Source organism: Bradyrhizobium sp. AT1, from assembly GCF_001590795.1.
Taxonomy (GTDB): domain Bacteria; phylum Pseudomonadota; class Alphaproteobacteria; order Rhizobiales; family Xanthobacteraceae; genus Bradyrhizobium.
The window spans coordinates 4,261,240-4,282,581 of record NZ_JXDL01000001.1 but is presented as its reverse complement, the minus strand read 5'-3'; the positions used below and the strand labels follow the sequence as shown (position 1 = coordinate 4,282,581).

The window sequence follows — 21,342 nt, the reverse complement described above, 5'->3', positions numbered from 1 at the left end:
GAGGGCGACGATTGTCTGACGGGCTTCTGATCCTTCGGCTCGCGCAGATCATCGCCCGGCTTGGCCTTGCCATGACGGGCGCGGCAGGCGCGACCTTCGTCGCGGCGCTCTTGATGCGTGTCGATCTGTTCTGGTTCGACACGGTCGAATTCACGGCCGCGCTCATCGTGCTCGGCATGGCCGGCGCCTATCTCGGGATCGACATCCCGCGCTGGCCGCCGCTGCAGGAGCGCACCCTGCACCGCTCGGCTGCGCTCGACCTCGTCAGCGCGGCAGGGACTTTCTTTGCGGCCGGGGCAGGGCTGCTCGCGCTCTATACGTTCGTGTTCGACGAAGCCGCCGATGGCGGCTGGAACCTGGCGCTCGGATTCTCCTGGGCGCTCGGCGTCTGCATGCAGGTCGGCGCCGGTCTGGTCGGCCGCTTGTTCAAGACCGGCGCGGACAGCCGCTACTGAGGCGGCTTCCTGCCGAGCTGGCCATGCTGCCGGCCGAAATCCGCAGCGGCCGAATCCTGGCCGATCTCGACGATGCCGCGGCGGATGGCGCGGGTGCGGGTGAAGTGGTCGAACAGCGCTTCCCCATCGCCGCGGCGGATCGCGCGGGTGAGCTTTGCCAGATCCTCGGTGAAGGTGCCGAGCATCTCCAGCACCGCCTCCTTGTTGGCGAGGAAGACGTCGCGCCACATCGTCGGATCGGAGGCGGCGATGCGGGTGAAATCGCGAAAGCCACCGGCCGAGAACTTGATCACTTCTGATTCCGTCACCTGCGCCAGCTCGTCGGCAGTGCCGACGATGGTGTAGGCGATCAGATGCGGCAGATGGCTGGTGATGGCGAGCACGAGATCATGATGATCCGGCGTCATCACTTCGACCTTGGCGCCCATCGCCGCCCAGAACGCGCGCAGGCGATCGGTGGCGGTCGCATCGACGCCTTCGGGCGGGGTGAGGATGCACCAGCGGTTGATGAAGAGCTCGGCGAAGCCTGAATCCGGTCCCGAATGCTCGGTGCCGGCGACGGGATGCGCCGGCACGAAATGAACGCTCTTCGGCAGATGCGGCGCCATGTCCCTGACGATCGCGCCCTTCACCGAGCCGACGTCGGAAATGATTGCACCGGGCTTCAGATGCGCGGCGATCTCCTGCGCCACCGGCCCGCAGGCGCCGACGGGAATGCAGAGGATGACGAGATCGGCATCCTTCACCGCTTCCGCATTGGTCGCCACGACCTGGTCGACGATGCCGAGCTCCATCACCCGCGCGCGCGTCTTCTCCGAGCGCGCGGTGGTGACGATCTCGCCGGCCAGGCCCTGGAGCTTCGCAGCGCGCGCGATCGAGCCGCCGATCAGGCCGAAGCCGATCAGCGCGACGCGCTGGAAGTGCGGCTGCGCGCTCACTTGCCGGCCATGAAGTCGCGCAGGCCATCGACCACGAGGCGGTTGGCCTCCTCGGTGCCGATGGTCATGCGCAGCGAGTGCGGCAGGCCGTAATTCTTCAGCGCGCGCAGCACCAGGCCGCGCTTGGTGAGAAAAGCGTCGGCGTCGTCTGCGGTCTTGCCCTTCTCGGTCGGGAAGTGGATCAGCACGAAATTGGCGACGCTCGGCGTCACCTTCAATCCGAGCTTGGTGATCTCCTCGGTCAGCCAGTTGCGCCAGGTCTCGGTGAACTGCTTCGACATCGCCTGATGCGCGGTGTCCTCGATCGCGGCGACCGCGGCATACATCGCCGGCGTCGACACGTTGAAGGGACCGCGGATGCGGTTGACGGCGTCGATGATGTGCTCCGGCCCGAACATCCAGCCGATGCGCAGCGCGGCGAGGCCGTGGATCTTGGAGAAGGTGTGCGTCACCACCGTGTTCTCGGTAGTGGCGACCAGCTCGATCCCCATTTCATAGTCGTTACGGGAAACGTAGTCGGAATAGGCGGCGTCCAGCACCAGCAGCACGTGCGAGGGCAGGCCGGCGCGCAGCCGCTTGACCTCGTCGAACGGCACATAGGTGCCGGTCGGGTTGTTGGGGTTGGCGAGCCAGACAAGCTTGGTCTTCGGCGTCACGGCTTTCAGGATGGCGTCGACGTCACAGGTGAGGTTCTTCTCCTGCGCGACGACATTCTTGGCGCCGACCGCCATGGTCGCGATCGGGTAGACCAGGAAGCCGTGCGTGGTGGAGATCGCCTCGTCGCCGTGGCTGAGGTAGGTGTGGGCGAGCAGATTGAGGATTTCGTCCGAGCCGGCGCCGCAGATGATGCGGTTGGGGTCGAGCCCGAACGAACGGCCGATCGCCTCGCGCAGCACGCGCGAGGTGCCTTCCGGATAGTCTTCCAGATGGTCCGCCACGCGCTTGAAGGCTTCGATCGCCTTGGGCGAGGGCCCGAACGGCGTCTCGTTGGCGGAGAGCTTGAATACCTTGCGGCCCGGCTCGGCGACCGGGCTCTTGCCGGGCGTGTAGGGCGCAATATCGAGAATGCCGGGATTCGGCACGGGGCGGGACATCTTGAACTCCGAAAATGGCGGGGCGGGCGCGCGGTTTACGATTTCGCCCCGGTCGGGGGCACCGTATAGCGCGTTGCGTGGCTGCCGACGAGGGCCACAGAGCGCACCGAGGCCCCCGCCTCGATCAGGGCAGCCCTGATTTTGTCGATGCTGGTCGCGCTCGTGACCGAGACCAGCAGTGCCGCGCCGTCGAAGGCGGTGTCCGGCACGGCCACGATCTCGGCGAGCGGCGACAGAGCGCGCGCGACCTCGGCGTTCCAGCCGGACACGCGGACGCTGAAGGTCTCGACCTCGGTCACCAAAGCGCTGTCGGCGACGCGCGAGATCGCGAACACCGGCAGTGCGGCCGGATGGTCGGCACGCTCGATGAAGGGCATTCGCGCGATGATTTTCGGCGCGCCGACCGCTTCCAGCTCCAGCCACCACGGCGTGCGGCTCGAGGTGGCCGAGACCATTGCCAGATCGCCCTTGGATTTCGCCACCGCCTCGACCGCGGCCTGCGCGCTGAAATGGGCGACGTAAGGCACCGTGAAGCCGAAATGGAAGCGCACGGAATCGCGCATCGCCGCCTCGCTGGCCGAGATGTCGGCATGCACGGAGAACGGCGCCTGCACGTAGGTGAACGTCGAGATGATGACGCGCCAGATGCTCTCGACCGTGTCGAGCGGCAGGATGCCGCGATGACGCTGCACGAGCTCGCGCATCATGGCGGCCTCGCGCGCCGGGCGGAACGCGGAGCCGACCTCCTGGGTCTGCTTCACCTGGATCAGGCGGTCGATGATGTCGCCGCGCTGCATCAGCAGGCGATGCATGCCCTCGTCGATCGCGTCGATCTCCTTGCGCAGTTCCTGCAGCGATGGTGGCGCGGGCGGGCGTTGGGACATATCTGGCTGTCGATCGTTCCGATTGGGGGATGCTCTGATTAGGCAGTCAGGGCGGCGAAAGCAAAGAGAAATGACGGCCTTTTCGGCCCTCGGCCTGGAGGGCAAATCCGGTCGATCCGGCTCGCGGCTTGACGAAAACCGCCTAAGCCGGTAGATTTTACCTGTTCCGTGGTCATTTGAGCCGGCCGGCTTGCAGCCACGTTAAAAAACTCGCTAAACAGGCCGGGGACGCTTCGATCCCGGCCGAACCTATCGTTCAGGCCGGGTTTTTCATGGCCTGATGTCACTGCGGTCTCAAGTCTGATCGCAAATGAGGTCGATGGTCAGATGGGTGGCGTCAAGTCGATTCCGAGTCCGGCGATCAGCACCGATGAGCGGTCGCACGAGGTGGATCATCCGAGTTCGCAGGTCGCGCATTTCGGCACCGAGCAGCCGCTGCGGCTCGATTGCGGCGTCGATCTCACCCCGTTCCAGATCGCCTACCAGACCTATGGCGAGCTCAACGCCGATCGCTCCAACGCGGTCCTGATCTGCCATGCGCTGACCGGCGACCAGCATGTCGCCAATGTGCATCCCGTCACCGGCAAGCCCGGCTGGTGGGAGACGCTGGTCGGCCCCGGCCGTCCCATCGATCCCAAGAACTACTTCATCATCTGCTCCAACGTGATCGGCGGCTGCATGGGCTCGACCGGGCCGGCTTCGATCAATCCCGCCACCGGCAAGGTCTGGGGCCTGGATTTCCCTGTCATCACCATTCCCGACATGGTGCGCGCACAGGCGATGCTGATCGACCGGCTGGGCATCGACACGCTGTTCGCGGTGGTCGGCGGCTCGATGGGCGGCATGCAGGTGCTGCAATGGACCGCGGCCTATCCTGCGCGCGTCTACTCCGCGCTGGCGATCGCCTGCGCGACGCGGCACTCGGCGCAGAACATCGCCTTCCACGAGCTCGGCCGCCAGGCCGTGATGGCCGATCCCGATTGGCACGGCGGCGGCTATGCCGATCAGGGCATCCATCCGCATCGCGGGCTCGCGGTGGCGCGGATGGCGGCGCACATCACCTATCTCTCGGACGCGGCGCTGCATCGCAAGTTCGGTCGGCGCATGCAGGACCGCGAGCTGCCGACCTTCTCGTTCGACGCCGATTTCCAGGTCGAGTCCTATCTGCGCTACCAGGGCTCCTCCTTCGTCGAGCGCTTCGACGCCAATTCCTATCTCTACCTGACGCGCGCGATGGACTATTTCGACATCGCCGCCGACCATGGCGGCGTGCTGGCGAAGGCGTTCGCCGATATCAAGACCCGCTTCTGCGTGGTTTCGTTCACCAGCGACTGGCTGTTTCCGACCTCGGAATCGCGCGCACTGGTGCACGCGCTGAACGCATCGAGCGCGCGGGTATCGTTCGCCGAGATCGAGACCGATCGCGGGCATGACGCCTTCCTGCTCGACGTGCCCGAATTCTTCGACATCTCCCGCGCCTTCCTGCAATCGGCAGGCAAGGCGCGCGGGCTCACAGCCAAGGACGGCTAGCGATGTCTGTACAAGAAGTGCTGCCGCTGAGCGGCGTGACGACAAGATCGTCCGGTGAGTATCGCGCCGACCATGTCCTGGTCGCCGACATGGTCAAGCCGGGCTCGAAAGTGCTCGACGTCGGCTGCGGCGAGGGCGATCTGCTCCAACTGCTCGAGACCCGCGGCATCGACGGCCGCGGCATCGAGCTGTCGCGCGAGGGCGTCAACCGCTGCGTCGCCAAGGGCCTTGCGGTGGTGCAGGGCGATGCCGACACCGACCTCATCAACTATCCCGACGACGCCTTCGACTACGTGATCCTGTCGCAGACGCTGCAGGCAACGCGGCAGCCGCGGGTGGTGCTGGAAAACCTGCTGCGCATCGGCCGCCGCGCCATCGTCTCGTTCCCGAATTTCGGCTTCTGGAAGATGCGGCTGCAGCTCCTGATCGGCGGCCACATGCCGCGCACGGAGAACCTGCCGGCGACCTGGTACGATACCGCCAACATCCATTTCTGCACCATCAAGGATTTCGTGCAGCTCTGCGACGAGATCAACGTCAAGATGGAGCGCTCGGTCGCGCTCGATCTCTACGGCCGCCCCGTGCCGCTGAACCTGCCCTGGTGGGTGTGGAACATGTTCGGCGAGCAGGCGGTGTTTCTTCTTAGCCGCGGCGGTGGGAAGTAGTTTCCAGTAGCCCGGATGGAGCGGAGCGCAATCCGGGGCAGGTCGTGCCGCACTCGAGAATCCCGGATTACGCTTCCGCTCCATCCGGGCCACGAGACGGAGCGTTTGGCAGCGCCTTCGCCTAATGCGCCGCCACCGACCGCAGATCGCGCACCGGCCAGCGGCCGGCTTCCACCAGCGTGACGAACCGCTCTACCGCCTCGTTGAACAGCGCAGGCTCTTCGAGATTGAGCACGTGGCCGGACTTCGGAAACATCGCGAGGCCCGCGGCCGGCAGATGCTTCTTCAGGAACAGGCTCGGACCGATACACGGATCGTCTTCGTCGCCACAGATGATCAGCGCCGGCGTCGTCGCCTTCGCGATCGCGTCGGTCATCGTAAAGATCGAGGGACGGCCGCCCTGGAAGCCGCGCATCGTGCGCGCCGAACCCTTGGCGTCGTGCCGCGCCAGCGCGGCGTAGAAATCGGCGTGGCCGCGCGGGTCCTTCACCAGGAAGGGAATCCGGCTCGGCGCCTCGCGCGTGACCTTTGCGACTTCCACCGAGCCCAGCGTCTCGAACTGCTCGGCGTTGGCACGGCATTGCTTGCGCCAGGCATCGAGGTTCTCGATCTCGGAGCCGGAGCCGACGCCGGCCAGCGTCATCGACAGCGCGCGCTGCGGCGCGTTCAATCCGATCTGCAGAGACGAATAGGCGCCCATCGAAAGCCCGACGAGATGCGCGCGCGCGATCCCGAGATGATCGAGCACCGCGAGCGCGTCGGTGTAGAAATGCGTGTAGCTGTAGACCTCGCCCTCGGGCACGTCCGACGGTGTATAGCCGCGCGCCGAATAGGTGATGCAGCGGTGGCCGCGCGAGAAGTAGCGCATCTGCGGCTCCCAATTGGTGTAGTCGGCCGCGAATTCGTGCAGAAAAAGTATCGGCGTTCCCTGGCCCGCCTCTTCGAAATAGATGCGGACGTTATCCTTGGTCGTGGCGTGGGGCATTAACCGTTTCCCTCTCTTCAAGCCGCTTTTGCAGGATCGCAGTTAATGCTGTTGTCCGCAATGCGGCAGCATTGAAGCAGTGTCGGCGCAAAATCATCGCAGCTATTCGCAGGCAGCCCGCGTCTTTTTCTCGCCACATCCGGCGGCTTAACGGCCAGACGGATGTCGGCGCTTGCACGGGCCGATCGGAAGTGGGGGTGTCAACGAAGGATGAAGAATGGTTGAGTTGTTTGCGTCCCGCCTGTCGCGTTGTGTTGTCGCGCTGGCGATTTTCCTTGCGGCGGTTGCCGCGTTCGTTTCTCCGGCCTCAGCGCGGCCTCATCATCGTCATAGCGCAGAACGGCACGCTTACGTGCACCACACCAGACATCATCATTACCGGCATCATGCACGCAGCTCGCGCTTCGAGCGCAGCGCGGCGCAGTTGCAGGCGAGCGGTTTCGGCAACACGTTTGCCAGCTATGATCCGAACACCAATAGCCCCGGCGTCGCCATGAGCGGCAATGGTGGAACGATCATCACCGGCGGCGGTCGAATGGTCACGCGTGCAAGCCGTCGAGCGGCGCTGAGCGCGAGCGGCGGCATGGCGAGTGAGGCCACGAGCAGTGGTGGCTTCGGCGGCGGCTCCCTGGTGTCGGAAGCGCGCCGTTACGTCGGCGGCAATCCGACCGGGCGCGGCAGCCTGTGGTGCGCGCGCTTCATGAACATGGTGCTGGAGAAGACCGGTCATCGCGGCACCGGCTCGGACATGGCGAACTCCTTCGCCCATTACGGCACGCGCGTCTCCGGTCCGCAGGTCGGCGCCATCGCGGTGATGTCGCGCGGCCGCCGCGGCGGCCATGTCGGCATCATCACGGGCATCGACGCGCAGGGCAATCCGATCATGATCTCCGGCAATAACGGCAACCGCGTCCGCGAAGCGCCGGTCTCGCGCGGCCGCATCTATGCCTATGTGATGCCGAATTGAGAAAGGTGCCGTGGGGTGGATCAGCGAAGCGCAATCCACCAACTTCGCTCGGTGATCGACGAAGCATGGTGGATTACGCTAAGCGACTGCACTTCGCGCAGCCGCTCAGCTAATCCACCCTACGGCCGCGGCGTCGGCTCACAGCAGCTTCGGCTCTTCCACCGCGACCGCATCGCCCACACCGATCTCGCCGCCTTCGATCACCTCGGCATAGATGCCGCAGTCCATGTGGCCGAGATGGCGCGACAGCGTGGGCGGGATTTCGAGATCGCGCTGCGCCGTCACCGGGTCCACATTGGTGGCAGGGCAGCGGACGATGCGCTTGACCACCTTCAGCCGGGCCTGCCCGACCGCGAGCGTCTGGCCGACGAGATCGAGTTCCGACCAGGCCGCCCAGCCCTTGACGTAGAGATTGGCGCGGAAGCGCAGCGGATGCACGGCAGTGCCGCCCAGCATGGCCTCGAGGGCGTGGACGCTGTTCAGATTGATGATGGACACGACCTTGCGGGCGACGTCGGAGAAGCTGTGGTCACGGCCGGATAGCAGCTTTGGCGGTCCCTTCAGCTCCGGCTGAAAATTCTCCGCGAAATAGCGCTCGATGGCGGTGCGCCCGGCCGCGGTTTCAAGGTCGCCGCTGGCGACGATTTGGCCGTCCTTTCGGATGGTCAACACATTGGTGGCGTCGTCGAAACGACTGTCGAGTTCCGCCAGCCGTTCATTGCGCGCGAGCATCAGAAATTGGATTTTCGGCTTCCATGCGGGCGCTTCCGGATCGAACCCGCTCGGGCCGTTCTCGATGGCGTAGCGGCGGTCGGCGGGTAGGGTCTGACCGACCCGCAAAGGGGCGCGCGGCAGGCGTTCCGGCGTCAGGCCCTTGATGGGGTAGCGGTAGAGGCCGGTGATCTCGGCAAAGCGGCTGGCTGTCATGCCGTTACTTAAGGGATTCGGCCGGCCGGAGCCAAGCCCGCCCGCCCGCGCACGAAATTGTGAAGGCGCCTCTTTCGCATCCGCGACTTGCTTCCCACATCTGCGTCAGGCCGGCGCAATGTCGGCAAAATACGACCGTTACCGGTTGAGAAACGTCAATGCGGTAATCGGAAACCCAATGAAGATGCCGTTTGGGGTGCCTTAGGGGCCCCAAGGGCAGGCCGAGGGACAGAAAAGATGAATATCGAAAAATATACCGAACGCTCCAGGGGCTTCATCCAGTCCGCGCAGTCGCTCGCGATGCGCGAGGGGCACCAGCAGTTTTCAACCCTGCACCTCCTCAAGGTGCTTCTCGACGACAGCGAGGGGCTGGCCGGCGGTCTGATCGACCGCGCCGGCGGCAATTCCCGCGCAATCCTGAAGGCGACCGAGGACGCCCTCGGCAAGGTGCCGAAGGTCAGCGGCGGCGGCGCCGGACAGATCTATCTGGCGCCCGAGCTCGCCCGCACCTTCGATGCCGCCGAAAAGGCCGGTGAGAAGGCTGGCGACAGCTTCGTCACCGTCGAGCGGCTTCTGCTCGGGCTGACGCTGGAGAAGTCCAGCGAGGCCGGGACGATCCTGAACAAGGGCGGCGTCACCCCGCAAAACCTCAACGCGGCGATCGAGGCCCTGCGCAAGGGCCGCACCGCCGACAGCGCGACCGCCGAGAACGCGTACGACGCGCTGAAGAAATATGCCCGCGACCTGACCCAGGCCGCGCGCGACGGCAAGCTCGATCCGGTCATCGGCCGCGACGAGGAGATCCGCCGCACCATCCAGGTGCTGTCGCGCCGGACCAAGAACAATCCCGTCCTGATCGGTGAGCCCGGCGTCGGCAAGACCGCCATCGCCGAAGGCCTCGCGCTGCGCATCGTCAACGGTGACGTGCCGGAGAGCCTGAAGGACAAGAAGCTGCTGTCGCTGGACCTCGGCGCGCTGATTGCCGGCGCAAAATATCGCGGTGAGTTCGAGGAGCGGCTGAAGGCCGTGCTCCAGGAGGTCACCGGCAGCGAAGGCACCTTCATCCTGTTCATCGACGAGATGCACACGCTGATCGGCGCCGGCAAGGGCGACGGCGCGATGGACGCCTCCAATTTGCTGAAGCCGGCGCTCGCCCGCGGCGAGCTGCACTGCATCGGCGCGACCACGCTCGACGAGTATCAGAAGCATGTCGAGAAGGACGCCGCCCTGGCGCGGCGTTTCCAGCCGATCTTCGTCAGCGAGCCCTCGGTCGAGGACACCATCTCGATCCTGCGCGGTCTCAAGGACAAGTACGAGCAGCACCATGGCGTGCGGATCACCGATTCCGCGCTCGTGGCCGCCACGACGCTGTCCAACCGCTACATCACCGACCGCTTCCTGCCCGACAAGGCGATCGACCTGATGGACGAAGCCGCGGCGCGGCTCAAGATGCAGGTCGATTCCAAGCCGGAAGAGCTGGATTCGCTCGACCGCGAGATCATCCGGCTCAAGATCGAGCAGGAGGCGCTGAAGAAGGAAAGCGATCCCGGCTCCAAGTCCCGGCTCCAGACCCTGGAGAAGGACCTCGCCGAGCTCGAGGAGAAATCTGCGGCGCTGACGGCGCGCTGGAGCGCGGAGAAGAACAAGCTCTCCGATGCCCAGAAGCTGAAGGCCGAACTCGACGGCTTGCGTGTCGAGCTTGCCAATGCGCAGCGGCGCGGCGAATTCCAGAAGGCCGGCGAGCTGGCCTATGGCCGGATCCCCGAGCTGGAGAAGCAGCTTGCGGATATCGAGGCGCGCGAAGGCTCCGGCGAGATGATGGAGGAGGCGGTCACCGCCAACCATATCGCGCAGGTGGTCTCGCGATGGACGGGCGTGCCCGTCGACAAGATGCTGGAGGGCGAGAAGGAAAAGCTCCTGAAGATGGAGGAGCAGCTGGGACAGCGTGTCGTCGGCCAGGCCGAGGCCGTGCGTGCGGTCGCGACCGCCGTGCGCCGCTCGCGCGCAGGCCTGCAGGACCCGCATCGCCCCACCGGCTCGTTCATGTTCTTAGGGCCGACCGGCGTCGGCAAGACCGAACTGACCAAGGCGCTCGCTGAGTACCTCTTCAACGACGAGACCGCGATGGTCCGCCTCGACATGTCCGAATACATGGAGAAGCACTCGGTCTCGCGGCTGATCGGCGCGCCTCCGGGCTATGTCGGCTATGACGAGGGCGGCGCGCTCACCGAAGCGGTGCGGCGCCGGCCTTACCAGGTCGTGCTGTTCGACGAGATCGAGAAGGCGCATCCTGACGTCTTCAACGTCCTGTTGCAGGTGCTCGACGACGGCCGCCTGACCGACGGCCAGGGCCGCACCGTCGACTTCCGCAACACGCTGATCATCATGACTTCGAACCTCGGCTCGGAATTCCTGGTGAACCAGCCGGAGGGCGAGGACACCTCGGCCGTGCGCGAGCAGGTGATGGGAATGGTGCGCGGGCATTTCCGCCCCGAATTCCTCAACCGCGTCGACGAGATCATCCTGTTCCACCGCCTGCAGCGCAGCGAGATGGGCCGGATCGTCGAGATCCAGTTCGCACGGCTGCAGAAGCTTTTGACCGATCGCAAGATCGTGTTGACGCTCGATGCAGCCGGCCGCGACTGGCTGGCCGCGAAGGGATGGGATCCCGCCTACGGCGCAAGGCCGCTGAAGCGCGTGATCCAGCGTCACGTCCAGGATCCGCTCGCCGAGATGATCCTGGCCGGCGACGTCAGGGATGGCGAGAGCGTCGCGATCTCGTCCGAAGGCAACGTGCTGACCTTCAACGGCAAGGCGCCACAGACCGCCGAGATTGCGCAGTTCGAGGCGCCGCCGGCGAAGCGCAAGCTGAACTGAGCGCGGCTGTTCGAAGCCTGAAACGACAAACCGCCCCGGAGAGGTCAGCCTCCCCGGGGCGATTTTTTGCGGGTGGCTCGTTCGCTGATTGTGGATGCGGAGCGCCGCTCGCCGGGGCGCGCGAGCTTCGCAGTGCACTCTCCCCGGCATATGCACGCCATCTACAATTTTGACGCACCGCACGCAAAGGAAGTGTTGTGCAAATGAAACACGGCAAGCGCTTTAGCGCTCTGGCTGTGCGAATCTTCTCGAACAACTCGTCACATCGTCGCCACAATCCCTAACGGGGAGTTAAGGGGGCGTGTGATGCGTAGCGTGGCGGCGTTGCGTCGACGGTATGTGGCTGTGGCCGCCTTTGTGTTGGCCGGCCTAATCCTGTCAGGTTGCGAAACCTTCCGGGGAAGGCCCGATCGAATTTACACAGTCGCGGAAGAGGTGGCGAACGCACGAGAGGCGCTGCCAGGTATCGCAACCAGCTACGAGTTCGCGAGCACCGACAACGATCGGATGTTCTACCGCAACGAGTACATCGCTCGCCGAATGTACATCATCGACGCTGAATTCACCGAGTTCGAGACCGCGCTGACGAGGGAACGGGGCGAGTTTGGCTTCACGACGGCATTGGTTACGCAGGGTTTGACGACGGCCGGAGCGGTGTTCACACCGGTAAACACCGTGCGAACGCTGAGCGCGCTCGCGGGCGGTGTAAATGCGAGCAGGGGCTTCTATGATTCAGAGTTGCTTGTAAACAAGACGATCCAGATCGTGCAGGCCCAGATGGAAGCAAAGCGCGACATCGTCGCCGCGCGCATCTTCAGGAAGGTTGATTTTCCGCCCCGCACTTACCCACTCTCGGCCGCACTGCATGATCTCGAAGATTATTATCGTGCAGGGACGCTCACCGCAGGTTTGATCAAGGCTGCAGCCGAAGCCGGAGAGGCGGCGAAAGACGCTTCGCTTCAAAAGGAAGCCGCCATGATCGTCCAGGGCGGCGCGTACCAGCCAAAAGAGGTTACGACGAAACTGGTACTGGCCTATCTGAACGTTGCGGATAAGGACCTCAAAGCGAAGCGGTTTAACGACATGAGCACTTGTCTGTTCAATGCGAACTTCAAGACCATTGGTGGCGGTAAGCCGAATCCATACAGCTATGCTATCGGCCAAAACAACTTGACCGCTAGAAGCAAGATGATCGCGTGTGCTCACAATAACGGAGACCCTATGCAATAGGGCAGATCGGACTTCGGATACATCAAGTCACAAGGAGTTGCGGGATGTCTGAAACCACGACGTTGGTCGACATTGAGTCCAAGGAGGACGCGAAAGTCCTGATCGAGATCTTCTTGGGGCACGACAAGACGACCAAGATCGAGATTAAGAAAGACGTTATCGGCTATAAGGGCCAATTCACCGTTCAAGATCCAGCGCACGAGGCGGTCGCCTAGATCGCCGTCGATTTTCTAGATCGTGGAGTGCAAGCAAGCGGGAATTTCAGTCATCACAGGAGGGCAATCGTGGTCGCGCCGAAGAAGGACCTATCCGCAGAAGATGCTCAAAAGGAAGCTTTCGCTGCACTCGACAAGGATGACACGATCAAGGTCACTTTGGAGAAGCAGGACGACGGAAAGTGGACGTTATCAGTTGAGCCGTGAGTCCGGTCCGGCTGTCGTGCATGCGAAAGCCGTCGTGTCCCGGCGGCGCCTCTCATAAATTGCTGGCACCGACAAACTGCTAACACCGATTGTCACCGGACCGCCGGCGGATGGTCCGCCTGCAACCATGCAGACGGCACGGCACTGCCCGTCCAGGGTGGCTTCGCGCAATTGTGGCGGCCGAGTAGTGTTACTTCGCCAACCTCCAGCGTAGGCCAAAAAGAACGAGCCGCGGCCAGCTCGCCAAGTCCAGTCGCCGATAGATGCGCGCCGGGACCTATTTTTTCGCGACCTTGTAGATCGCATTCTCCACGTCCGACGAGAAATAGATCACGCCGCTCGTCCCGACCGCCACACCGGTCGGAATATTGGTCGGCAATCCGCCGGGCGCGCCCGGCATCCCGATCGGAAGATTGGCAGCGATCTCCGTCACCGTGCCGCTCTCCGGTGCAATCGCGATCAGCCGCTTGGCGCCGACTTCCGCCACGATCAGCGTGCCGTCGCCAGCGCGCGCGATGCCCTCCGGCATTTTCAGTTCCTTGGCGATCACGGTCTTTTCGCCGTTGCTGTCGATCCGGGAGACGTTGCCTGCAAAGGCTTCGGTCACATAGACCTCGTCGGTCTTGCCACGGACGAGCCCGACCGGGCCCTCGAGGTCGCCAATCAGGGTGGTGCGGTCCTTGCCGTGCTCGCCGCTCACCTTGACCAGCGATTTGGTGCCGAGCTCGGCCACCAGAATGGTGCCGTCAGCGAGCACGATCGCATCGTGCGGCGCCTTGAAGCCGTGCAGCATGTCGCGCGTCGCGCCGGTCTTGGCGTCGATCACCTGCACGGTGCCGGTAAACCAGCTCGACAGCACCACGTCGTTGCCCCTCGCCGTCGCGCTCATCGGATATTCGAGCGTGGTGCCGGCGGCGTGCATGCGCGCCTTCTCGGTGACCTCGCCGGTCGCGCCATCCACCGTGCGATAGGCGAACACGTCGGCGATGTGGATCGTATCCTTGCCGTTCTCGCTGGTGACACCGATGCCGCCCGGCAGCGCGAGCTTGCCGATGATGATCTGCTTGGCCTGGCCGGTCGCCGGATCGACCTCCTGGATGCCGTTGTCGGCCATGTTGGAGACGTAGATGCGGTCCTTGTCGTCGATGGCGAGATTGTCCAGCGACGGCTTCAATTGCGCGACCATGGTCTTGGCGCCCGATTTGGGATCGACCCGGACCAACTGGCCGAGCGCGGTGTCGACCACGAAGAGATTGCCCTTGGAATCGAAGTTCACCGCGGCCGGGACCTTGAAGCCGTCGGCGACGACAGTCAGCTCGGCCTTGTCGACGTCGACCCGTGCGACCTGGCCCTTGAACCAGAGCGGACCGTAGAGCTTGTCGTCGGAGCCGAACTCGAAGCCGTTGAGGCCGCCCATCTTTTCCATGATCTGGCGCGGCGGCTTCACGCCCTCGACGTCGATCTCATAGAGCGTGTCGCCGAGGAAAACGGTGGTGGCATAGAGCCGGCCGTCCTTGCGGAAGGCGAGCGAGTTGATGCCGGGAAGGCCGGATGCGAGCTTCTTGATCGGGCCGTCGCCCTTGCGCGCATAGAGATCGCCGGCGAGGAATCCGGTCCAGGCCATGGTGCCGTCGGGCGCAAACGCGATGTCGTCGGCCATCCCCACGGGAGAAGGGATTGCAACCTTGGCGGTACCGCTGGAGATGTCGACCTCGTAGAGCGCCGCGCCGGCGACGCTGCCGGCGAACAGACGGCCGGCCTTGTCGATGCCGAGCCCGTGTACGCCATGGAATGCGGAGCCGGGAACGAGTTTTGTCACGTCCCAACCGTCGGCGGAAGCGCTCGACGTGGCGAAAAGCGCAGCGATAAAGGCTGCGCAGGCGAGCCTGTTCTTCATGGCGAGACCTCCCGTTTTTTGGAAAGTATTCGCTCCTCACGCCGCTTTGGCAAACGAAACTTGACGTTGTGAGCGACGCCGCAAAGCTGCCTGGTTCGGCAACGTCGAAATTCGGATTGTGTGGGAGATGTCCGGCCGATATCGATTGATTGCCGGTCGCCGACTTACCGGTTGGTGACCTGCAGCGGGCCGCCGGTCGCATCCGACATGCGGGCGATGGCGCCGCCGCGACCGCTCATCATGCCCTCGAGCCGGTCGCGCTCCTTCTCGAAGCTTGCCAGCATCGGGCCTTCGAGCGAGCGGCCGCGCGGCAGCTTCACGCGCATCGGGTCGACGAAGCGGCCGTTGACCAGGATCTCGTAGTGGACGTGGGGGCCGGTCGACTGGCCGGTCGAACCGACGAAGCCGATCACCTGGCCCTGGCGCACCTTCTTGCCCGCTTCCATGCCCTTGGCGAAGGCCGACATGTGGCCGTAGGCGGTCTCGTAGCCGTTGGAATGCTTGATGCGGATGTATTTGCCGTAGCCGCCTTCGGGCCCGACCTTCTCGATCAGGCCGTTGCCGGAGGCGAAGATCGGGGTGCCGTAGGCGGTGGCCCAATCGACGCCGGTGTGCATCTTGACGTAGCCGAGGATCGGATGGCGGCGGCCGCCGAAGCCTGAGCGCATGATGGCGTTGTTGACCGGCTTCCTGACCAGGAACTTCTTCGCGCTCTTGCCGGTCTCGTCGTAGTAGTCGACGACGCCGTCGTCGGGGCTCTGATAGCGGTAGTATTTCTTGGTCTCGCCGCCGACTGTGAGGGAGGCGAACAGCACGTCGTTCTTTTCGCTCGACGTCGTGCCCTCGTCTTCACCGGCGTAGAACACGTCGAAGGAATCGCCCGGCTGCACCTTGCGCTGGAAATCGACGTCGTAGGAGTAGATCTTGATCATGTCCTCGATGACCGGCATCGGGACCTTGTTGCGCATCGCGGTCTCGTAGATGCTCTGGTACAGCCGCACGCCGCTGCCGTCATCGTCGTCATCGTCGTCGCTGTTGGCGCTGGCCGCAGCGTCGGCGACGGTGTTCATGCTGGAGACGTCGACCGCGACGTATTTGCCGAGATCGGACAGCGCCGCGATCGCCTCGACCATGGTCTCGTTGGCGACGACGACGCGGTAGGGCTGCAGGCGGGCGCCGGGGCTTGCGGGCGCCATCAGGATGCGAAGCTTCTCGCCTTCCTTGAGGCCGCCGTCGCGGCCGCGGGGGCCGAGCGTCGCGGTGATCGCCTTGATCTCGTCGGCGTTCGCGCCGAGATCGCGCAGCACGCCGGCGACGCTGTCGCCCTTCTTGACCAGATGGACGCGTTCGCCGTTGGGATTGCCGCCGGTGATCTGCTCCTTGGTCTTGGGCAGCAGCGTGACGTTTTCCGGCACCACGCGCGTCTCAAAGCCGGCATAGGGATCGGACGGCGAGGCTTCGGCGGCGTAAGCGGTCCTGATGTCGGAGGGGCCGGTCGCGCCGGAAATGTCGGCGGTGGCATTGGCGAGCGAGGCGTAGCGCACCCCGCCATTGCCGCGCCAATTGGCGGCGTCGCGCACCCGCATCAGGATGTCGTCGAGCGCCACCACCGCGGAAATCTTGGCCTTCGGCAGCACCGCCGACAGGTCCTTGGTGACGAAGGAGACTTCCGCGTCGGGCTCGACGGCTTCCGGATTGTTCGGGTCTTCCGCTGCCGCCTTCGGATCGGAGCCGACGTCGGTGAGCAGGCGCTGAGCGTTGAACGGCGGAATCTTCGCCGACAGATCGCTGGTCGTCATCGACAGATTGCCGGCGATCCGCACGAACGGACGCACCCGCATCACGTCGCGATTGCCGACGCGGGCGACGGTGGAAACGCGCACGATGTTGCGGGACGCCGTGGATTCGTTCGGCGGCGGCAGGCGGTCGCTCTTGTGCAGCGTGGCGGCGCGATCGGCCGCGCCGAATGCTCCGCGCAGCGCGCCCTCGACCCGCTCCGGCACCTTGGCGAAGGTCATCTCGCCGTCGAGCGATGCGAAAACGGCGCCGCCGATCAGGGCTGCGCCGCAGAGTCCGGTCAGGATCGTGCCGCTGAACCATTGCACCGAGACGCGGCGACGATCGATCACGGCGGCCTCGGAACCATCGACGGACAGCGGCGGCTCGTGGCCGAGATCGATGATCCCGGTCTCACGCCCGTAAGCGCCGCGTGACGTCCTGTGGTTCACTCAAGTCCCCCAATCAACGACCCAAGAAGCCCGCTTCGAACCTGCCTCTCCAGTTGCCCTCTTGAAGGGGGATCGCCGGAAAATGCAAGCCGCACAGGCGTCCGCGCTCAGAAGGTCCCGAGAACGGGACCGGCCGAAATTACGAACAGCTGGACGGAAAAAGCTCTCTCGATGTCTCTCGAATGTCCGGGGAAGGCCGCGTCATCTGCAAGATCGCCTTCCTCTGACCCCATGAAAACCGCTGGCGGCCCCCACCGGCACCCCCGCGATTCAAGCTCGTCTCTTAGCAGAACGCCGCGGGATTGTGGCTCAAGTACGGCGCCTGTCATGGAAAAAGTTTCCTGAATGACAGGCCGTAAAAGCCCGGCCTGAAGGGGGGGCAAAGCTCGGCCCGAGCCGAGCGGTTGATCCGGCCGGGTCTCTGGCCGGGGATTGCCGGGCCGCTTCTGGATCCGCCGCGCCAAGGTAAGGGGGACGCCGGGAGAGGGGAGGCGAAGGGCCCGGGAAGGGGGGGCCTGGAGCGCTCTCCGGAGCCCGCCGGCGCGCAAACTTTTTTTCAGATTTTTTGCGGCGCGGGCGCCGACGTCGCGTCCTGCGTCTTGCTAATCGACTGGAATCGCTAGAATTTTCGCGGCGATCCACTGTGCGACGTTTTGTTGACGATTGGCGTTGACAGCCCGGAAGGTGGGGCCTATAACCCCAACCACTGAGCGCGGCGCCGCCGGGTCACTGACCAAGGCGAGCGAACGCGCCACTGATGCTCCTCACCTTGTTGAGTGACACAACAGCCGACACAAGTCGGTTGGAGTTCATTCATCGTCGGTAAGGGTGTCGGAACCCTTCCTCTCTGGAAGGTTGAGGCCTCCACGGTCTCGGGCTGTTTGACAAGTGAAGATGAAGAAAGAGAAACGTGGACGGCGGAGTCCTTGCGGGTCTCGCATTTAAAGAGCTTCGGCTTTTTGGATCGGGACCGGACGAAAGACTTCGGCGGTACACGTTTTAAAGGAAACACCATCGTTGCCAGCGATGTGAATCGCGGGCAGCTCGGCGGCTTCGGTCGTCGGAAAAATGGTGGGACCTCGTCAAACGTTGTGATCAGCCGGTTCAAAGTTCAAGTCCAACTTGAGAGTTTGATCCTGGCTCAGAGCGAACGCTGGCGGCAGGCTTAACACATGCAAGTCGAGCGGGCGTAGCAATACGTCAGCGGCAGACGGGTGAGTAACGCGTGGGAACGTACCTTTTGGTTCGGAACAACACAGGGAAACTTGTGCTAATACCGGATAAGCCCTTACGGGGAAAGATTTATCGCCGAAAGATCGGCCCGCGTCTGATTAGCTAGTTGGTGAGGTAATGGCTCACCAAGGCGACGATCAGTAGCTGGTCTGAGAGGATGATCAGCCACATTGGGACTGAGACACGGCCCAAACTCCTACGGGAGGCAGCAGTGGGGAATATTGGACAATGGGGGCAACCCTGATCCAGCCATGCCGCGTGAGTGATGAAGGCCCTAGGGTTGTAAAGCTCTTTTGTGCGGGAAGATAATGACGGTACCGCAAGAATAAGCCCCGGCTAACTTCGTGCCAGCAGCCGCGGTAATACGAAGGGGGCTAGCGTTGCTCGGAATCACTGGGCGTAAAGGGTGCGTAGGCGGGTCTTTAAGTCAGGGGTGAAATCCTGGAGCTCAACTCCAGAACTGCCTTTGATACTGAAGATCTTGAGTTCGGGAGAGGTGAGTGGAACTGCGAGTGTAGAGGTGAAATTCGTAGATATTCGCAAGAACACCAGTGGCGAAGGCGGCTCACTGGCCCGATACTGACGCTGAGGCACGAAAGCGTGGGGAGCAAACAGGATTAGATACCCTGGTAGTCCACGCCGTAAACGATGAATGCCAGCCGTTAGTGGGTTTACTCACTAGTGGCGCAGCTAACGCTTTAAGCATTCCGCCTGGGGAGTACGGTCGCAAGATTAAAACTCAAAGGAATTGACGGGGGCCCGCACAAGCGGTGGAGCATGTGGTTTAATTCGACGCAACGCGCAGAACCTTACCAGCCCTTGACATGTCCAGGACCGGTCGCAGAGATGTGACCTTCTCTTCGGAGCCTGGAGCACAGGTGCTGCATGGCTGTCGTCAGCTCGTGTCGTGAGATGTTGGGTTAAGTCCCGCAACGAGCGCAACCCCCGTCCTTAGTTGCTACCATTTAGTTGAGCACTCTAAGGAGACTGCCGGTGATAAGCCGCGAGGAAGGTGGGGATGACGTCAAGTCCTCATGGCCCTTACGGGCTGGGCTACACACGTGCTACAATGGCGGTGACAATGGGATGCTAAGGGGCGACCCTTCGCAAATCTCAAAAAGCCGTCTCAGTTCGGATTGGGCTCTGCAACTCGAGCCCATGAAGTTGGAATCGCTAGTAATCGTGGATCAGCACGCCACGGTGAATACGTTCCCGGGCCTTGTACACACCGCCCGTCACACCATGGGAGTTGGTTTTACCTGAAGACGGTGCGCTAACCCGCAAGGGAGGCAGCCGGCCACGGTAGGGTCAGCGACTGGGGTGAAGTCGTAACAAGGTAGCCGTAGGGGAACCTGCGGCTGGATCACCTCCTTTCTAAGGATGGTTCTTCAGAAGCTTGCTTCTATCGAACCGTTTTAGAAACATCAGTGGCCAACAGATCGCCAGATCGTTGAGCTGCATTGGCGGGATTTCGCCGTCTACGTTTCTCTTTCTTCGCGGACGAACACGCGCTGGGGCTGCAAGCTTGCAGAATCCCTGGTCCTTAACAGGATATGCGTTAGGGGCTTGTAGCTCAGTTGGTTAGAGCGCGCGCTTGATAAGCGTGAGGTCGGAAGTTCAAGTCTTCCCAGGCCCACCACTTTCATCGAGTGAGCATTCGTCTTCTGGTTACGGGGCCATAGCTCAGCTGGGAGAGCGCGTGCTTTGCAAGCATGAGGTCGTCGGTTCGATCCCGTCTGGCTCCACCAGATGGTTTGATCACCGAGATCTTGTACCGTCGTCCGCGAAACATCACTTCGCACTTATCAGTCTGGATAGACGATAAGCTGCGTGATTTCTGACATCGTAAAGAGGAGATCGATCCGAGTTGGATCGTGGGGCAAGCAATTGCCACGCGAGACTTCATTATCTCCGGATCATTTCGGCGCTCGTGCGTCATTCAAAGGGAGCTCACAAGGCTGCGTTTGAAGGACAAGCGAGTTGTAAATGATCCTTTTAGCGAAGCTTGACCGCCTCGCTATCGGAACGATCTTACGAAGCAAGCTGGTCTTTCTAGTCAATGTCCGGCTGTACGTAGCATTCATCGAGGGTGCGCGCCGCAAGGCAATCGTACAGACAACATTCTGCCGAGTGTGTGGACATTGATAATGAGAGCAATCAAGTGCCTTAAGGGTGTTCGGTGGATGCCTTGGCGCTGAGAGGCGATGAAGGACGTGCTACGCTGCGATAAGCCGTGGGGAGCTGCGAAGAAGCTTTGATCCACGGATTTCCGAATGGGGAAACCCACCTTCGATAGCCGGAACTCCAAGACCTTGTGTCTTGGTGTTCGACCAGAAATGATCGGGACCATGACCGCGAGGTTTTGGATTTCCGGTTATCAAGAGAAGGTATGAGACTTCTGAATACATAGGAGGTTTCAAGCAAACCCAGGGAACTGAAACATCTAAGTACCTGGAGGAAAGGACATCAACAGAGACTCCGTTAGTAGTGGCGAGCGAACGCGGACCAGGCCAGTGATACATCAAAGACAATCGGAACCAGTCAGGAAAGCTGGGCCTCAGAGGGTGATAGCCCCGTACGAGTAATGCGATGATGTATCCACGAGTAAGGCGGGACACGTGAAATCCTGTCTGAACATGGGGGGACCACCCTCCAAGCCTAAGTACTCCTCAGCGACCGATAGTGAACCAGTACCGTGAGGGAAAGGTGAAAAGCACCCCGACGAGGGGAGTGAAATAGACCTGAAACCGGACACCTACAAACAGATGGAGCCCAAGATACGTTCTGGGTGACATCGTACCTTTTGTATTATGGGCCAGCGACTTAATTTAACGAGCAAGCTTAAGCCGATAGGCGAAGGCGTAGCGAAAGCGAGTCTGAATAGGGCGTCAAGTTCGTTGTATTAGACCCGAAACCTAGTGATCTAGCCATGAGCAGGTTGAAGGTGAGGTAACACTCACTGGAGGACCGAACGGGTGCCTGTTGAAAAAGGCTCCGATGACTTGTGGTT

Annotated in this window: 15 protein-coding genes, 2 tRNA genes, 2 rRNA genes and 1 riboswitch (1 of these 20 only partly in view); of the genes, 12 read left to right on the top strand and 7 right to left on the bottom strand. The window is 62.8% G+C overall.

The features are described 5' to 3' along the window. Positions 1-11 precede the first annotated feature (11 nt). Positions 12-455: a hypothetical protein gene (locus tag SE92_RS19940; protein WP_063197716.1), complete on the top strand. Its 444-nt coding sequence runs from the start codon at positions 12-14 to the stop codon at positions 453-455. On the opposite strand, the gene SE92_RS19935 is transcribed toward SE92_RS19940, so the two are convergent. Genes SE92_RS19935 through SE92_RS19925 form a run of 3 tightly spaced genes read right to left on the bottom strand, consistent with a single transcriptional unit; the run spans position 449 to position 3,371 of the window. Next, positions 449-1,393, bottom strand: coding sequence for a prephenate/arogenate dehydrogenase family protein (locus SE92_RS19935; protein WP_063197713.1), 945 nt, complete (start codon positions 1,391-1,393; stop codon positions 449-451). The two genes, SE92_RS19940 and SE92_RS19935, sit on opposite strands and share 7 nt — an antisense overlap. Beyond that, positions 1,390-2,487, bottom strand: a complete 1,098-nt coding sequence (gene hisC, locus SE92_RS19930) for a histidinol-phosphate transaminase (RefSeq protein ID WP_063197711.1) — start codon at positions 2,485-2,487, stop codon at positions 1,390-1,392. The genes SE92_RS19935 and hisC overlap by 4 nt, the downstream gene beginning before the upstream one ends. A 35-nt stretch (positions 2,488-2,522) precedes the next feature. Continuing rightward, positions 2,523-3,371 (bottom strand): chorismate mutase, encoded by an 849-nt coding sequence (locus SE92_RS19925; RefSeq protein ID WP_063197709.1) that lies wholly within the window; start codon positions 3,369-3,371, stop codon positions 2,523-2,525. Between the two features lie 158 nt (positions 3,372-3,529). Further along, a riboswitch (SAM riboswitch) is annotated at positions 3,530-3,609 on the top strand. Positions 3,610-3,698: 89 nt separating this feature from the next. Between SE92_RS19925 and metX the strand changes: the two genes are divergently transcribed. Further along, the gene (gene metX, locus SE92_RS19920; protein ID WP_063197707.1) at positions 3,699-4,901 is read left to right on the top strand and encodes a homoserine O-acetyltransferase MetX; all 1,203 of its coding nucleotides are present in this window, start codon (positions 3,699-3,701) and stop codon (positions 4,899-4,901) included. A 2-nt stretch (positions 4,902-4,903) separates the two neighbouring features. After that, positions 4,904-5,566 (top strand): methionine biosynthesis protein MetW, encoded by a 663-nt coding sequence (metW, locus tag SE92_RS19915; RefSeq protein ID WP_063197705.1) that lies wholly within the window; start codon positions 4,904-4,906, stop codon positions 5,564-5,566. Between the two features lie 121 nt (positions 5,567-5,687). Here the strand turns inward: metW and SE92_RS19910 are convergent, their stop codons facing one another. Then, positions 5,688-6,551 carry an alpha/beta fold hydrolase gene (locus tag SE92_RS19910; protein ID WP_063197703.1) on the bottom strand — a complete coding sequence of 288 codons (864 nt, stop codon included), beginning with the start codon at positions 6,549-6,551 and terminating at the stop codon, positions 5,688-5,690. A 217-nt stretch (positions 6,552-6,768) separates the two neighbouring features. Between SE92_RS19910 and SE92_RS19905 the strand changes: the two genes are divergently transcribed. Next, complete coding sequence (locus tag SE92_RS19905; RefSeq protein ID WP_063197701.1) at positions 6,769-7,518, top strand: NlpC/P60 family protein; 750 nt, start codon at positions 6,769-6,771, stop codon at positions 7,516-7,518. Positions 7,519-7,656: 138 nt separating this feature from the next. Here SE92_RS19905 and SE92_RS19900 read toward each other — a convergent pair whose 3' ends face one another. Continuing rightward, the gene (locus SE92_RS19900) at positions 7,657-8,445 is read right to left on the bottom strand and encodes an MOSC domain-containing protein (RefSeq protein WP_063197699.1); all 789 of its coding nucleotides are present in this window, start codon (positions 8,443-8,445) and stop codon (positions 7,657-7,659) included. A 237-nt stretch (positions 8,446-8,682) separates the two neighbouring features. Here SE92_RS19900 and clpB point away from each other — a divergent pair, with 237 nt between their 5' ends. From clpB to SE92_RS35980, 4 genes are all read left to right on the top strand, one after another. Beyond that, on the top strand, positions 8,683-11,322 hold the full coding sequence (gene clpB, locus SE92_RS19895; RefSeq protein ID WP_063197697.1) for an ATP-dependent chaperone ClpB: 2,640 nt from the start codon (positions 8,683-8,685) through the stop codon (positions 11,320-11,322). 306 nt (positions 11,323-11,628) lie between these two features. Then, positions 11,629-12,552: a hypothetical protein gene (locus SE92_RS19890; protein WP_063197696.1), complete on the top strand. Its 924-nt coding sequence runs from the start codon at positions 11,629-11,631 to the stop codon at positions 12,550-12,552. A gap of 44 nt (positions 12,553-12,596) precedes the next feature. After that, positions 12,597-12,767 carry a hypothetical protein gene (locus tag SE92_RS35985; protein WP_157095574.1) on the top strand — a complete coding sequence of 57 codons (171 nt, stop codon included), beginning with the start codon at positions 12,597-12,599 and terminating at the stop codon, positions 12,765-12,767. 69 nt (positions 12,768-12,836) lie between these two features. After that, the gene (locus SE92_RS35980) at positions 12,837-12,974 is read left to right on the top strand and encodes a hypothetical protein (RefSeq protein WP_157095573.1); all 138 of its coding nucleotides are present in this window, start codon (positions 12,837-12,839) and stop codon (positions 12,972-12,974) included. A gap of 277 nt (positions 12,975-13,251) precedes the next feature. On the opposite strand, the gene SE92_RS19885 is transcribed toward SE92_RS35980, so the two are convergent. After that, a complete protein-coding gene (locus tag SE92_RS19885; RefSeq protein WP_063197694.1) occupies positions 13,252-14,871 on the bottom strand; it encodes an NHL repeat-containing protein in 1,620 nt (539 codons plus the stop codon). A gap of 164 nt (positions 14,872-15,035) precedes the next feature. After that, a complete protein-coding gene (locus SE92_RS19880; protein WP_063197693.1) occupies positions 15,036-17,099 on the bottom strand; it encodes a M23 family metallopeptidase in 2,064 nt (687 codons plus the stop codon). 1,118 nt (positions 17,100-18,217) lie between these two features. On the opposite strand from SE92_RS19880, the gene SE92_RS19875 reads away from it, so the two are divergent. From SE92_RS19875 to SE92_RS19860, 4 genes are all read left to right on the top strand, one after another. Beyond that, positions 18,218-19,706, top strand: a 16S ribosomal RNA gene (locus SE92_RS19875). A 188-nt stretch (positions 19,707-19,894) separates the two neighbouring features. Next, a tRNA-Ile gene (locus SE92_RS19870) sits at positions 19,895-19,971 on the top strand. A 33-nt stretch (positions 19,972-20,004) separates the two neighbouring features. After that, a tRNA-Ala gene (locus tag SE92_RS19865) sits at positions 20,005-20,080 on the top strand. Positions 20,081-20,487: 407 nt separating this feature from the next. Beyond that, positions 20,488-21,342: ribosomal RNA gene (locus SE92_RS19860) — 23S ribosomal RNA — on the top strand; it runs 1,991 nt beyond the window's last position. The 16S and 23S rRNA genes sit together here with 2 tRNA genes alongside, the layout of an rRNA operon.

Bases quoted from the DNA above. Each gene is read 5' to 3' on its own strand.
- SE92_RS19890 (WP_063197696.1), top strand. From the start codon at position 11,629: ATGCGTAGCGTGGCGGCGTTGCGTCGACGGTATGTGGCTGTGGCCGCC.
- clpB (WP_063197697.1), top strand. From the start codon at position 8,683: ATGAATATCGAAAAATATACCGAACGCTCCAGGGGCTTCATCCAGTCC.
- metX (WP_063197707.1), top strand. From the start codon at position 3,699: ATGGGTGGCGTCAAGTCGATTCCGAGTCCGGCGATCAGCACCGATGAG.
- hisC (WP_063197711.1), bottom strand. From the start codon at position 2,487: ATGTCCCGCCCCGTGCCGAATCCCGGCATTCTCGATATTGCGCCCTAC.
- SE92_RS19885 (WP_063197694.1), bottom strand. From the start codon at position 14,871: ATGAAGAACAGGCTCGCCTGCGCAGCCTTTATCGCTGCGCTTTTCGCC.
- SE92_RS19925 (WP_063197709.1), bottom strand. From the start codon at position 3,371: ATGTCCCAACGCCCGCCCGCGCCACCATCGCTGCAGGAACTGCGCAAG.
- SE92_RS35985 (WP_157095574.1), top strand. From the start codon at position 12,597: ATGTCTGAAACCACGACGTTGGTCGACATTGAGTCCAAGGAGGACGCG.
- SE92_RS19900 (WP_063197699.1), bottom strand. From the start codon at position 8,445: ATGACAGCCAGCCGCTTTGCCGAGATCACCGGCCTCTACCGCTACCCC.
- SE92_RS19905 (WP_063197701.1), top strand. From the start codon at position 6,769: ATGGTTGAGTTGTTTGCGTCCCGCCTGTCGCGTTGTGTTGTCGCGCTG.
- SE92_RS19910 (WP_063197703.1), bottom strand. From the start codon at position 6,551: ATGCCCCACGCCACGACCAAGGATAACGTCCGCATCTATTTCGAAGAG.
- metW (WP_063197705.1), top strand. From the start codon at position 4,904: ATGTCTGTACAAGAAGTGCTGCCGCTGAGCGGCGTGACGACAAGATCG.